A 12321-nucleotide genomic window follows, 5' to 3' on the forward strand; every position below is an offset into this window, starting at 1 on the left:
ATCCGGAAGGTTCTACTCCACTTCGGAAGGCGGGCGCCCGTGCTGGACCGACTTGTCGACAAGCTGCTCGGACTCCCCCGCGCCGAAGGACCGCAGCCGGTCGTGACGCGCGACCTCACCGTGCCGATGCCCGACGGCGTCACGCTGCTGGCCGACCGGTACGCGCCGGCCGGGACGACGTCGGCGCCGGTGGTGCTGATCCGCACGCCGTACGGGCGCAAGGGCATCCTGTCCAAGCTCTTCGGCGACACGTTCGCCCGGCACGGCCTGCAGACGGTCATCCAGAGCACGCGCGGCTCGTTCGGCTCGGGCGGGGAGTTCCGGCCGTTCCACCTCGAGCGCGAGGACGGCGTCGCGACCGCCGAGTGGCTGCGCGCGCAGCCGTGGTGCGACGGCGGCGTCGCGATGGCCGGCGCCAGCTACCTCGGCCACACGCAGTGGGCGGTCGGCCCGTACCTCGACCCGCCGCTGGCCGCGATGTGCCTCGGCGTGACGGCGTCCGAGTTCATCTCGACGTTCTACCCGGGCGGCGTGCTCGCGGCGGACAACATGGTGTCGTGGTCGGCGATGATCGGCCGGCAGGAAGAGCGCTTCGCCGCGCTGCCGAACCCGCTGCAGAAGCGCAAGACGCGCAAGGCGATGTCGTTCCTGCCGCTGAGCCGCGCCGACGTCGCCGCGATCGGGAAGCCGGTGCAGTTCCTCCAGGACATCACCGAGCACTTCGTCCCCGAAGACGACTACTGGGCGATGTCCGACCACAGCGCCGAAGTCGCGAAGCTCGACGTTCCGGTGTCGATGGTGACCGGCTGGTACGACCTGTTCATCGGCTCCCAGCTGCGTGACTTCCGAACCCTCGCCGAGGCGGGCAAGGCGCCGCGGATCACGATCGGGCCGTGGGCGCACGGCGAGCCGGCGAGCATGGGCCCGATGATCCGCGACCAGCTCGGGTTCCTGCGCGCGCACCTGCTCGGCGACCGGACGCACCTGCAGCGCTCGCCGGTCCGGCTCTTCCTGCAGGGCGCGGGCACCTGGCTGGACTTCGAGTCGTGGCCGCCGCCCTCGACGGCGACGGCGTCGCACCTGCGGCCGATCGGCGGGCTCGGCGAGACCGTGGCCGGCGAGGCGCGGCCGACGACGTTCACCTACGACCCGGCGGACCCGACGCCGGCGGTCGGCGGGCCGCTGCTGACCGGCGAGTGGAAGCAGCGCGACAACCAGGAGGTCGAAGCCCGGCCGGACGTGCTGGTGTTCACCGGCGAACCGCTGCCGGCGGAGCTGGACGTCATCGGCGAGGTGACGGCGACGGTGCACGTGCGCACCGAACTCCCTCACGCGGACGTCTACGTGCGGCTCTGCGACGTCGACGCGGACGGCGTGTCCCGCAACGTCACCGACGGGATCGTCCGGCTCCGCCCCGGCTTCCCCGAGGCGGACGCGGACGGCGTGGTGACGGCGGAGGTGACCCTCGACCCGACGGCGTACCGCTTCCGCCGCGGCCACCGGCTGCGCGTCCAGGTGGCGGGCGGGGCGTTCCCGCGGTTCGCGCGCAACCACGGGACCGACGAGCCGATCACGTCGGCGGTGCGCGGAGAGCCGAACCGCTTCGAGGTCTTCCACGACACGGCGCGGCCGTCGAAGCTCACGCTGCCGGTGTTCAGCGGCTGACCACGCGGTGGTGGCTGGTCACCCGGCCGTCGTCGTGCAGGACGTGCAGCAGCAGCGAAGGCGGCCGCTCGTAGTCCAGCGGGCCGCCTTCGTCCCAGCCTCGGTCCGCGCCCGGCTCGATCGGCAGCAGGGACTGCGAGACGACGCCGGGCGCGATGCGCAGCGGCACGCCGGCGAACGTCGTCGACGCGCCCGTGTGCACGTGCCCGGCCAGCAGCGCCTTCACGCGCGGGTGCCGGCCCAGCACCGCCGCCAGCCGGTCTTCGCCGGACTGGCGGATCGCGTCGACCAGCGCCACCCCCACCTCGACCGGCGGGTGGTGGAACGCGACGAACGCCGGGCCGTCGCCGCCGGAAAGCGTATCGTCGAGCCATTCCAAGCTGGAGTCGGCGAGGAAACCCGCGCCGCGGCCGGGGATCGTCGAGTCGCACATGGCGAACAGGACGCCGTCGACCTCCTCGGCGTGGTCGATCGGCTCGTCCGAAGCGGGCAGGCCCAGCAAACCCATGCGGAACTCCGCACGGACGTCGTGGTTGCCCGGGCAGACGAGCACCGGCGCCGGGTGCTTCAGCAGTTCGGCGGCGCGCGCGTACTCGGCCGCCGCGCCGTGGTCGGCGATGTCGCCGGTCACCACGACCGCGTCGATCGGCTTCGCGAGCCCGCCGAGGTAAGCCATGACGGCGGCGACCCGGTCTTCGGCCCGCGGGTCGCCGTCGAGGTGCAGGTCGCTCAGGTGCGCGATGATCATCTTTCGTCCTTCCCCAGGTACGCCAGCGCTTTCACCCAGTTGCGGACGAGCACCGCGGACGCGGTCGGCAGGTCGCCGTCACGCAGCGCCGCGGCGATCCGGCGGTGCTCGCCGATGCTCTCCCCGGCGCGGCCGGCTCCGCCGAAGTAGCACGATTCGTACCGCTTGAGCAGCGGCTTGGTCTGCCCGATCAGCCGCAGCAGGTGCGGGTTGGGGCAGCGCGACAGCAGCAGGGCGTGCCACCGTTCGTCCACATCGGACAGATCGGCGCCGGACTCCAGCGCGGCGGCCATTTCGTCGGCGACGGCGTCGAGCGCGTCCGGCAGCCCGGCCAGCTCCAGCGGCGACGTCCAGCGCAGGGCCAGCGCTTCGAGCTCGGCGACCAGGGGGTAGAGGCGGCGGGCCTCGTCCGGGTCGAACGGCGGCACCAGGAACCCCCGGCCCGGCGCGGACACGAGCAAGCCGCGGTCGGCGAGCCCGATCAGCGCCTCCCGCAGCGGCGTCCGGCTGACGCCCAGCTCGCGGGCCAGGTGCACCTCGTTGACGCGGGCGCCGGCGGCGAGCCGCCCGTCCAGCACCCGGGTGGTGATCTCCTCGATGAGGTCGCTGCGCAACGGGGTCCGAGCCATGGCGGGCAGTATTGCATACAGAAGAGAGCTACTGTATTCAGTTCACATGACCTTCGACGTCGACCGCGCCCGCCGTGACACGCCCGGCTGCGCCGAAGTGGTCCACTTCAACAACGCCGGTTCGGCGCTCCCGCCGGCCGTCGTGACCGACACCGTCGTCGAGTACCTGCGCCACGAAGCGCTCACCGGCGGCTACGAAGCGGCCGCGGAGGCGGCCGACCGGCTCGACGCGGTGTACGCGTCGGCGGCGCGGCTCGTCGGCGGCGAACCCGACGACATCGCGCTCACCGACAACGCGACCCGCTCGTGGCAGGCCGTCTTCTACGCGCTGCCCTTCACGGCCGGCGACCGGATCCTCACCTCGCGCGCGGAGTACGCCAGCAACGCCATCGCGTACCTGCAGGTCGCCAAGCGCACCGGTGCGGTCGTCGAGGTGGTCGGCGACGACGAGACGGGCCAGCTGGACGTCGACGACCTGAAGCGGCGCGTCGACGGCGACGTCAAGCTGATCGCCGTCAGCCACGTGCCCACCCAGGGCGGGCTGGTCAACCCGGCCGAGGAGATCGGCGCGGTCGCCGAGGCCGCCGGCATCCCGTTCCTGCTCGACGCGTGCCAGTCCGCCGGCCAGGTCGACCTCGACGTCTCCCGCCTGAAGTGCGACGCGCTGTCGACGACCGGCCGCAAGTACCTGCGCGGGCCGCGCGGCACCGGGTTCCTGTACGTGCACCCGCGGCTGCGGGAACGGCTGGAGCCCACGATGCTCGACCTGCATTCGGCGAGCTGGGAGTCGCCGACGGAGTACGTCGTCGACCCGACCGCCAAGCGCTTCGAGGTGTGGGAGCGCGACTTCGCGGCGGTGTTCGGCCTCGGCGCGGCGATCGACTACGCGCTCGAGTGGGGCCTGCCCGCCATCGAAGAGCGCGTCGCCGCCCTGGCGGCCACACTGCGCGGCCGCCTCACCGACGCCGGGGCGCGCGTGCACGACGTCGGCGCCCGGCAGTGCGGCATCGTCACGTTCAGCGTCGAGGGCACGCCGGCCACGGAGATCAAGACGCGGCTCGCCGAGGCGGGCATCAACACGTCGGTGTCCTCGCGGACGTCGGCCCAGTACGACTTCACCGCGCGCGACCTGCCGGACATGGTCCGGGCTTCGGTGCACTACTACAACACCGAAGACGAAATCGACCTGCTGGTGAGCAAGCTCTAGAAGGCGTTGACGCCGGTCAGCTCCGCCGACACCGTCCACAGGCGCTCGGCGAGCACCGGGTCGATCGCGTAGTCCTTGACGCCTTCACGGCCGCCGTCTTCGGGCGCGGGCTCGGCGATGTCGCAGTCTTCGAGGTACACGCCGCCGAGGCCGTCGAGCTGCGGGGACGTCGCCGCCCAGATCTGCGTCGCGGCGCCCTCCTCGGGCGTCTTCGCACCGGCCCCGGTGGCCTTCCCGCTCTCGTCGACCATGCCCGAGTCGATCAGCTCCTGGCGGTCCAGATGGCGCACCAGGTCGGTCAGGATCCGGCCCGGGTGCAGCGCGAACGCGCGGACACCGCGGTCCTGCGCCAGCTTGTCGAGCTGGACGGCGAAGAGAACGTTCGCGGTCTTCGCCTGGCCGTAGGCGAGCCACTTGTCATAGCCCTGCTCGAAGTTCAGGTCGTCGAAGCGGACCGGGCCGAAGTGGTGGCCGCGCGAGGACACCGACACGACGCGCGCGCCCGGGTTGAACGCCGGCCAGAGCCGGTTCACCAGCGCGAAGTGGCCGAGGTGGTTCGTCGCGAACTGCGCTTCCCAGCCCGGCCCGACGCGTGTCTCCGGCGAGGCCATGATCCCGGCGCTGCCGATGAAGAGGTCGATCCCCCGGCCCGAAGCGAGGAAGCGCTCGGAGAAGGCCCGGACGCTGTCGAGGTCGCCGAGGTCCAGCTCGTCGATCTCGACGTTCTCCCAGCCCCGCAACGCTTCTTCCGCCGTGGCGCGACGGCGGGCCGGGACGACGACGTGCGCGCCCGCGGCGGTCAGCGCCCGGGTGGTCTCCAGGCCGATGCCCGAGTAGCCGCCGGTGACGATCGCGAGCTTGCCGGTCAGGTCGATGCCGGCCAGTACCTCGGACGCCGTGCTGGTGGCGCCGAAGCCCGAGCCGATCTTGTGCTGTGCGGTGGTCATGTCTCCGACAGTAAGAGCTGGAGTGGACTCCAGCGCAAGTTCAGTCCTTGAGCAGCTGCCGCGCGATGACGAGCTTCTGGATTTCGCTGGTGCCTTCGTAGATGCGGAACAGGCGCGCGTCGCGGTAGATCCGCTCGACCGTCACGCCGCGGACGTACCCCATCCCGCCGTGCACCTGGACCGCGCGGTCGGCGACCCGGCCGAGCATCTCGGTGCAGAACAGCTTCGCCGACGACGGGCCGAGCTTGCGGTCCTCGCCCGAGTCGTACTTCGCGGCGGCCTCGTGGACCATCGCGCGCCCGGCCGCGAGCTCGGCGTGCGACTCCGCGAGCAGCGCCTGCACGAGCTGGTACTCGCCGATCACCCGGCCGCCCTGGCGCGCCGTCCGCGCGTACTCGACGGCTTCGGCGAGCGCGCGTTCGGCCATGCCGACGCACAGGGCCGCGATGTGCAGCCGGCCGCGGGCGAGCGAGGCCATCGCGATGCCGAAGCCCTTGCCCTCCTCGCCGACCAGCGCGTCGGCGGACAGCTCGACGTCGTCGAAGACCACCTCGGACGTCCACGCGCCGGCCTGGCCCATCTTCGCGTCGTGCGGGCCGACCGTGACGCCGTCCGCCCCCGCGGGGACGAGGAACGCCGAAATGCCGCGGCTGCCGGTGCTGTCGGGGTCCGTGCGCGCGAACGCGACGAAGACCTCGGCCAGCGGCGCGTTGGTGATGAACCGCTTGGTGCCCGAGAGCCGGTAGCGGTCGCCGTCGCGGACCGCGCGGCTGGTCAGCCCGCCCGGGTCGGAGCCGGCTTCGGCCTCGGTGAGCGCGAAGGACGCGATCGCCTGCCCGGCCGCCAGCCGGGGCAGCCAGCGGGTGCGCTGGTCCGGCGTCCCGTGGTGCACGATCGCCTGGCCGGCGATGCCGTTGTTGGTGCCGAACAGCGACCGGAACGCCGGGGTCGTGTGGCCGAGCTCGATGGCGAGCCGGACGTCTTCGGCCATGCCGAGGCCGAGCCCGCCGTACTCCTCCGGCAGCGCCCAGCCGAACAGCCCCAGCTCGGCGGCCTTGTCCCGGATTTCGGCCGGGATCTCGTCGCGCTCGTCGATCTCCGCCTCGCGCGGCACGACCTCCTTGCGCACGAAGTCCCGCACCGCGTCGAGAACCTGCCCGAAAAGCTCCGCGTCCATGCGTCGCACGGTACCCGGTAGCGTGCCGGTGTGAGCACCTTCTTCGACGTCGCCGAGCAGCACCCGGACCGGCTCGCGGTGCTCGCGCCCGACGGGACCGCCGCGACCTTCGGCGAGCTGGCCGCGCGGGCGAACCGGCTGACGCACGCGCTGCACCGGCTGGGGCTCGGCCCGGGCGACGGCGTCGTCGCGATCGTCCACAACGGACTCCCCTACTTCGAGCTGCTGTTCGCCACGCTGCAGGCCGGGATGTACTTCACCCCGGTCAACTACCGGTCTTCGCCCGCCGAAATCGCCTACGTCGTGGAGAACAGCGGTGCGCGAGTCGTCGTCGCCGACGCGGACATCGCGCGCGAATGCGATCTCGACCTGCCGCGGTTCTCCGTCGGATCGGCCGACGGCTGGGGCGACTACGCGTCCTGGGGCGAGGACGAGCCGTCGACGCCACCGGAACCGCGGACCGCGGGCCAGACGATGCTGTACACGTCGGGGACCACCGGGCGGCCCAAGGGCGTCCGGCGCGCGCTCAGCGGGAATCCGCCGTCGCTGCACCCGATCCACCGCGACCTCCTGGAACTGTTCGGCGTCGAGCCGGGGCCGGGCGTGCACCTGGTCGCGTGCCCGCTCTACCACGCCGCGCCCGGCTCGTTCGCCGTCAACGCGATGCACCTCGGGCACAGCGCGGTGCTGATGGACCGCTTCGACGCCGAAGAGGCGTTGCGGCTCATCGAGGAGCACCGCGTCACCGACACCCACCTCGTGCCGACGATGTTCCACCGCATGCTGCGGCTGCCCGAGGACGTCCGCGCGCGGTACGACACGGCGAGCCTCACCAGCGTCATCCACGGCGCGGCGCCGTGCCCGCGCGAGGTCAAGGAGCGGATGATCGCCTGGCTCGGCCCGGTGGTGCACGAGTACTACGGCGCTTCGGAAGGGCTGATCTGCGGCGTCACGGCGGCGCAGTGGCTGGCCGCGCCGGGCACCGTCGGCCGGCCGCTGACCGGCGTGCGGCTGAAGATCCTCGACGACGACGGCGCCGAGGTGCCGGCCGGCAAGCCGGGCACGATCTGGTTCAGCTCCGCGCACACCGCCATCGACTACCTCGGCGACCCGGAGAAGACCGCGGCGAACCGGTCCGGCGAATTCATCACCGTCGGCGACTTCGGCCACCGCGACGCCGAAGGCCGCGTCTTCCTGCTCGACCGCCGGACCGACCTGATCCTCTCCGGCGGAGTCAACATCTACCCGGCCGAGGTCGAGGCGCGGCTGCTCTCGCACCCGGACGTCGCGGATGTCGCGGTGATCGGCGAGCCGGACGAGGAGTGGGGACAGCGGGTCATCGCGGTCATCGAGCCGGTCCCCGGCGTCGCCGCGGACGACGACCTCGCGGCGCGGCTGGCCGAGCACTGCCGGGCGGCGCTGGCCGGGTTCAAGACGCCGAAGCGGTTCGACTTCACCGATCGCCTGCCGCGCACCGAATCGGGCAAGATGATGCGGCGCACCCTGCGCAAGACTTGAGGGGGAACTGCCCGATGCGCAAGACCTGCACGATCCTCGCCACGACCGCTTTGGCCATCACGCTGGCCTCCGGGACCGCGTCCGCGACGCCCGGCAGCGGCGTCGCCGGCACGATCCTGGACCGGAAGACCATCGGCCACACCGACTACACGCTGCGGGAGATCACCATCCAGCCCGGCGGCTACACCGGCTGGCACTTCCACGACGGCACGCTCTACGCGTACGTGAAATCCGGGACGCTGACGCACAACCTGGCCGACTGCAGCCTCGACGGCGTCTTCACCACCGGGCGCGCGTTCACCGAGAAGCCGGACCAGGTGCACATCGGCCGCAACCTCGGGTCGACGCCGCTGGTGCTCGAGGTCCTGTACGTGCTCCCCGCGGGCAGCCCGCTCTCGGAGGACGCGCCGGACCCGGGCTGCGGTTTCTAGCTCGAGAACCAGCCCGCCGCGTCGAGCCGGTACGCGGCGGGGCCGACGACCGCGCGCAGGTCCGTCTCGAGGGCGGCGATGCGCTCCGCACCGACCGTGCGAGCCCAGTCCTTTCGCAGGTCGTCGAAGATCTCCGCGGACTTCGTCAGCGCGTCGACGCCGTGGGCGGTGAGCCGCACGATCTTGCGGCGCGCGTCGCCGGGGTCGTCGGCGCGTTCGGCGTACCCGAGCGCCTCGAGCCGCTCGACCGTCTTGCCCGCCGCCTGCTTCGAGACACCGAGGCGGCGGCCGATCTCCGACGCCGTCGCGCCCTGGACCCCGATGGCCTGCATGGCAAAGCCGTACGACGGCCGCACGTCCGGGTGCCCGCGGCGCGCGAGCTCGGCGTGGAGGCGGTCGATGAGCGTGCGGAAGCCGCCGAAGAGCAGGAAGGGCAGCTCGTAGCCGGGCGTGTCGGTCATCGCCCCTTGCTCTTTTCGACAACCAGGTTTACGGTTTCGACAACCACGTTGTCGATCCTACGTCTGGAGACGTCTTGTTCCCCGATCACACCCCGGAGTCTGCACCCCCGGCCGCCCGCCCGGCGATGGCGGCCACCGCGAAGAAGTTCGGCCGCGTCCCGTCCGCAGTCGCGCGCCTGGCGACGTCGCCGGAGCTGCTGAACGGTTTCCTCAAGCTCAACTCGATCTTCGAGTCGGCGACACTGCCGGCGCTGGACCGCGAAGTGCTGATCATGACGGTCGCGGCCCGAAACGGGTGTCACCTGTGCGTGGCGATGCACACGGCCACCCTGCACGGGCTTTCGGCTCCGCCGGAGCTGGTTTCGGCGTTGCGCGCACAGTCTTCGTTACCTTCGCCGAGACTGGAGGCGTTGCGGCGGTTCGTCTTGACGGTCCTGGACACGACCGGCGACGTCCCGCCCGCGGACCTGGCCGCGTTCACCGACGCCGGCTACACGACCCGGAACGCCCTGGAAGTGGTGCTGGGCATCGGGACGTACACGCTGTCGACGTTCGCGAACCGCCTGACGGGTGCCCCGCTGGACGAGGCCTTCGCCGCGCACGAGTGGCATGCCGCGTGAGGCCCGAGGGGCCGCCGTCACCGGCGGCCCACCGGCCACTCGCGCGCTCGACCCCGGCGGTTAATGTGACCCAGGTCTCACTTCCGCCGTGTCCGGCGCTCGCGGCCGGCTCCGACCCCGTGGTGTTCCGCACCACCGAGAAGGAGTCGAAATGGACAAGCCGGCCGGACGGTGGGAGTGGCTGGGGCTGATCGTGCTCGTGCTGCCCACCCTGCTCGTCGCGATGGACATGACCTCGCTGTTCCTCGCGCTGCCGCAGCTCAGCGCCGACCTCGGGGCGAGTGCCACCGAACAGCTGTGGATCACCGACAGCTACGGCTTCGTCGTCGCCGGGTTCGTGATCACGATGGGCACCCTCGGCGATCGGATCGGCCGGCGGCGGCTGCTGCTCGCCGGTGGTGGCGCCTTCGCGGTCCTCTCCGTCGTCGCCGCCTTCGCCACCAGCCCGGTGATGCTCATCGTCGTCCGCGGGGCGCTCGGGGTCGCCGGGGCGACGCTGATGCCGTCGACGCTCGCGCTGATCACGAACATGTTCCGCGACGAGAAGCAGCGCGGGAAGGCGATCTCGATCTGGGCGACGTGCCAGTTCGCGGGCGGCTCGGCCGGTCCGGTGCTCGCCGGGTTCCTGCTGCAGCACTTCGCGTGGGGCTCGGTCTTCCTGGTCGCCGTCCCGGCGATGGGCGTGCTGCTGCTCGCCGGCCCGTTCCTGCTGCCGGAGTTCCGCGCGCCCGCGGCCGGCCGGCTCGACTTCGCGGGCGTCGGCCTTTCGCTGGCGGCGGTGCTGCTGATCGTGTTCGGCCTGAAGCAGCTGGCGGCCGGCGAGCTCGCGGTGCCGCTCGCGGCGCTGGTGGCGGGGACGGCGCTGGGCGTGGTGTTCGCCCGGCGGCAGCTGCGGACGTCGTCGCTGCTGGACCTGCGGCTGTTCCGGAACCGGCCGTTCACGGCGGTGCTGGTCGCGCTGGTGTTCGCCGGGGTCGCGATGGCGGGGGTCGGGCTGCTGGTGACGCAGTACCTGCAGAGCGTCCTGGGGTATTCGCCGCTGGCGTCGGCGCTGCTGTTCGCGCCGATGGGCCTGGGCGTGGCGGCCGGGACGATGACGGCGCCGTCCCTGACCCGCCGGATGACCCCGGCGACGGCGATCGCGGGCGGCTTGGCGGTCTCTTCCCTGGGCGGTGTCCTGCTGGCCGTCACGGACGGTTTGCCGCTGGTGGTGCTGGGGATCGCGGTCCTGACGCTGGGCACGGGCCCGCTGTTCGCGCTGGGCATCGGCCTGGTGGTCGGCGCGGTCCCGCCGGAGCGCGCGGGCTCGGCGGCCTCGATGGCGGACACGGGCAACTACCTGGGCGGCTCGTTGGGCCTGGCCCTGATCGGCCTGACGGCGACGGCGGTCTACCACGCGGCGTTCCCGGCGGGCACAACGCTGGCGGCGGACGTGACGCGCCCGGAGCTGGCTTCGCAGGCTCAGGAGGCATTCACGGCGGCGCTGAACGTGACGGGCGTGATCGCGGCGGCGCTGTTCGCGGGGCTGGCCCTGCTGGTGACGACGATGCGCCCGGCACCGGTCCGCGAACCGGAGGCCGTCGCGCTGTGACGCTCAACGGCCATTGAGCCGCGGCCCGCATGCTCCGGCGTGCGGGCCGCTTCGCCACCGGGGTTCTGGTGGGCGCAGCAGGGTTCGAACCTGCGACCGCTCGGGTGTAAGCCGAGTGCTCTTCCGCTGAGCTATGCGCCCCCTCGGACGGCGGCCCCACACCTGGGAACCGCCGCCCGAAAGGAAAATCAGACCAGTTCGGCCACGGCCTTCTTCCAGCCCTGCTGGTCACGCGCCTCACCCGGCGCGTTGACCTCGGCGAACCGGACGACACCGGACGTGTCGATCAGGAACGTCCCCCGCACGGCCAAGCCGGCGTCGGAGTTGAAGACCCCGTAAGCCTGGGCCACCTCGCCGTGGGGCCAGAAGTCGGACAGCAGCGGGAACTGGTAGCCCTCCTTCTCGGCCCACGCCTTCAGCGAAAACGGCGTGTCGACCGACACACCCAGGACCTGGACGCCCTTGCCGTCGTAGTCCGCGAACTCGTCGCGGAGCTGGCAGAGCTCGCCGGTGCAGATGCCGCTGAACGCGAACGGGTAGAAGACCAGCAGGACCGGCTTGTCGCCCCGGAAGGACGACAGCTGCACCGGCTGCTTGTTGTAGTCGTTGAGCGTGAAGTCAGGGGCCTCAGAACCGACCTCGACGGTCATACCGCGTTTCCTCTCCCGTACGGACACGTGCCTGCGACGACAACCCTATCGTGTCAGCCGGGCGGGACCGGTTCAGCGCTGCTTGGACTTCGACTTGGGGGAGACCAGACGCGTCCCGATCCAGTTCGCGCCGACACTCATGTTGGCGGTCTGGGCCAGTCCGACGGCGGGCACCGCTTCGGCGATTTCGCTCGGCTCGACGTGCCCGGGCTGTCCCGTCTTCGGGGTCAGCACCCAGATCACGCCCGTCTCTTCCAGGGGGCCCCTGGCGTCGATGAGCGCGTCCCCGAGATCGCCGTCGTCTTCGCGCCACCACAGCAGCACCACGTCGATGACCTCGTCGGCGTCCTCGTCGAGGATGTCCCCGCCGATCTGCTCCTCGATCGCCGCGCGGAGGTCGTCGTCGACGTCCTCGTCCCAGCCGATCTCCTGGACCACCATCTCGGGCTTGATGCCGAGCCTCTCGGCGACGCTGCTCTGATCAGCGTCTCCCGCGGCGACCACTGCTTTCACTCCTCCAACTACGACGGAGTGTGGCGTCCGGCACCCCTCGCGAGGGTACGGCGGCGCCACACTCGGCGACCCGGTTGCCGATAGCGAACACTGGTGAGGCTCCGCGCGCAACCGTCCACACCGGATCTTTGACAACTCGTGTCGCAGGATACGGCCCGCGACCG

Annotated in this window: 13 protein-coding genes and 1 tRNA gene; 6 read left to right on the plus strand and 8 right to left on the minus strand. The window is 71.8% G+C overall.

Features of this window, described 5'->3' with window-relative positions:
• The first annotated feature begins 39 nt into the window (after positions 1-39).
• A complete protein-coding gene (locus BLV96_RS33450; protein ID WP_086672499.1) occupies positions 40-1665 on the plus strand; it encodes a CocE/NonD family hydrolase in 1626 nt (541 codons plus the stop codon).
• Here the strand turns inward: BLV96_RS33450 and BLV96_RS33455 are convergent.
• Together BLV96_RS33455 and BLV96_RS33460 are read right to left on the minus strand one after the other, a co-directional pair.
• Entirely contained in the window at positions 1655-2413 is a 759-nt protein-coding gene (locus tag BLV96_RS33455) for a metallophosphoesterase (RefSeq protein WP_086672501.1), read from the minus strand. The genes BLV96_RS33450 and BLV96_RS33455 overlap by 11 nt on opposite strands.
• Positions 2410-3042 carry a GntR family transcriptional regulator gene (locus BLV96_RS33460; protein WP_086672503.1) on the minus strand — a complete coding sequence of 211 codons (633 nt, stop codon included), beginning with the start codon at positions 3040-3042 and terminating at the stop codon, positions 2410-2412. The genes BLV96_RS33455 and BLV96_RS33460 overlap by 4 nt, the downstream gene beginning before the upstream one ends.
• A gap of 46 nt (positions 3043-3088) precedes the next feature.
• On the opposite strand from BLV96_RS33460, the gene BLV96_RS33465 reads away from it, so the two are divergent.
• Positions 3089-4249 (plus strand): aminotransferase class V-fold PLP-dependent enzyme, encoded by a 1161-nt coding sequence (locus BLV96_RS33465; protein WP_086672505.1) that lies wholly within the window; start codon positions 3089-3091, stop codon positions 4247-4249.
• Here the strand turns inward: BLV96_RS33465 and BLV96_RS33470 are convergent.
• Together BLV96_RS33470 and BLV96_RS33475 are read right to left on the minus strand one after the other, a co-directional pair.
• On the minus strand, positions 4246-5196 hold the full coding sequence (locus BLV96_RS33470; protein ID WP_086672507.1) for an SDR family NAD(P)-dependent oxidoreductase: 951 nt from the start codon (positions 5194-5196) through the stop codon (positions 4246-4248). The two genes, BLV96_RS33465 and BLV96_RS33470, sit on opposite strands and share 4 nt — an antisense overlap.
• 40 nt (positions 5197-5236) lie before the next feature.
• Positions 5237-6373 carry an acyl-CoA dehydrogenase family protein gene (locus BLV96_RS33475; RefSeq protein WP_086672509.1) on the minus strand — a complete coding sequence of 379 codons (1137 nt, stop codon included), beginning with the start codon at positions 6371-6373 and terminating at the stop codon, positions 5237-5239.
• Between the two features lie 30 nt (positions 6374-6403).
• On the opposite strand from BLV96_RS33475, the gene BLV96_RS33480 reads away from it, so the two are divergent.
• Both BLV96_RS33480 and BLV96_RS33485 read left to right on the plus strand, forming a co-directional pair.
• Positions 6404-7891: an AMP-binding protein gene (locus BLV96_RS33480; protein WP_086672511.1), complete on the plus strand. Its 1488-nt coding sequence runs from the start codon at positions 6404-6406 to the stop codon at positions 7889-7891.
• A gap of 14 nt (positions 7892-7905) precedes the next feature.
• Positions 7906-8322, plus strand: a complete 417-nt coding sequence (locus tag BLV96_RS33485) for a cupin domain-containing protein (RefSeq protein WP_086672513.1) — start codon at positions 7906-7908, stop codon at positions 8320-8322.
• On the opposite strand, the gene BLV96_RS33490 is transcribed toward BLV96_RS33485, so the two are convergent.
• On the minus strand, positions 8319-8783 hold the full coding sequence (locus BLV96_RS33490; RefSeq protein ID WP_086672515.1) for a MarR family winged helix-turn-helix transcriptional regulator: 465 nt from the start codon (positions 8781-8783) through the stop codon (positions 8319-8321). The two genes, BLV96_RS33485 and BLV96_RS33490, sit on opposite strands and share 4 nt — an antisense overlap.
• A gap of 125 nt (positions 8784-8908) precedes the next feature.
• On the opposite strand from BLV96_RS33490, the gene BLV96_RS33495 reads away from it, so the two are divergent.
• Together BLV96_RS33495 and BLV96_RS33500 are read left to right on the plus strand one after the other, a co-directional pair.
• Entirely contained in the window at positions 8909-9403 is a 495-nt protein-coding gene (locus BLV96_RS33495) for a carboxymuconolactone decarboxylase family protein (protein ID WP_167379838.1), read from the plus strand.
• 151 nt (positions 9404-9554) lie between these two features.
• Positions 9555-10994: an MFS transporter gene (locus BLV96_RS33500; protein ID WP_086672519.1), complete on the plus strand. Its 1440-nt coding sequence runs from the start codon at positions 9555-9557 to the stop codon at positions 10992-10994.
• Between the two features lie 66 nt (positions 10995-11060).
• On the opposite strand, the gene BLV96_RS33505 is transcribed toward BLV96_RS33500, so the two are convergent.
• The 3 genes from BLV96_RS33505 to BLV96_RS33515 all read right to left on the minus strand — a co-directional run bounded on the left by BLV96_RS33505 (position 11061) and on the right by BLV96_RS33515 (position 12148).
• Positions 11061-11135 (minus strand) — tRNA-Val (locus BLV96_RS33505).
• 47 nt (positions 11136-11182) lie between these two features.
• A complete protein-coding gene (locus BLV96_RS33510; protein WP_086672521.1) occupies positions 11183-11644 on the minus strand; it encodes a peroxiredoxin in 462 nt (153 codons plus the stop codon).
• A gap of 72 nt (positions 11645-11716) precedes the next feature.
• Positions 11717-12148, minus strand: a complete 432-nt coding sequence (locus tag BLV96_RS33515; protein WP_086672523.1) for a DUF3052 domain-containing protein — start codon at positions 12146-12148, stop codon at positions 11717-11719.
• Positions 12149-12321 lie beyond the last annotated feature (173 nt).

Origin of the sequence: Amycolatopsis pretoriensis, from assembly GCF_900107925.1 — a bacterium.
Lineage (GTDB): Bacteria > Actinomycetota > Actinomycetes > Mycobacteriales > Pseudonocardiaceae > Amycolatopsis > Amycolatopsis pretoriensis.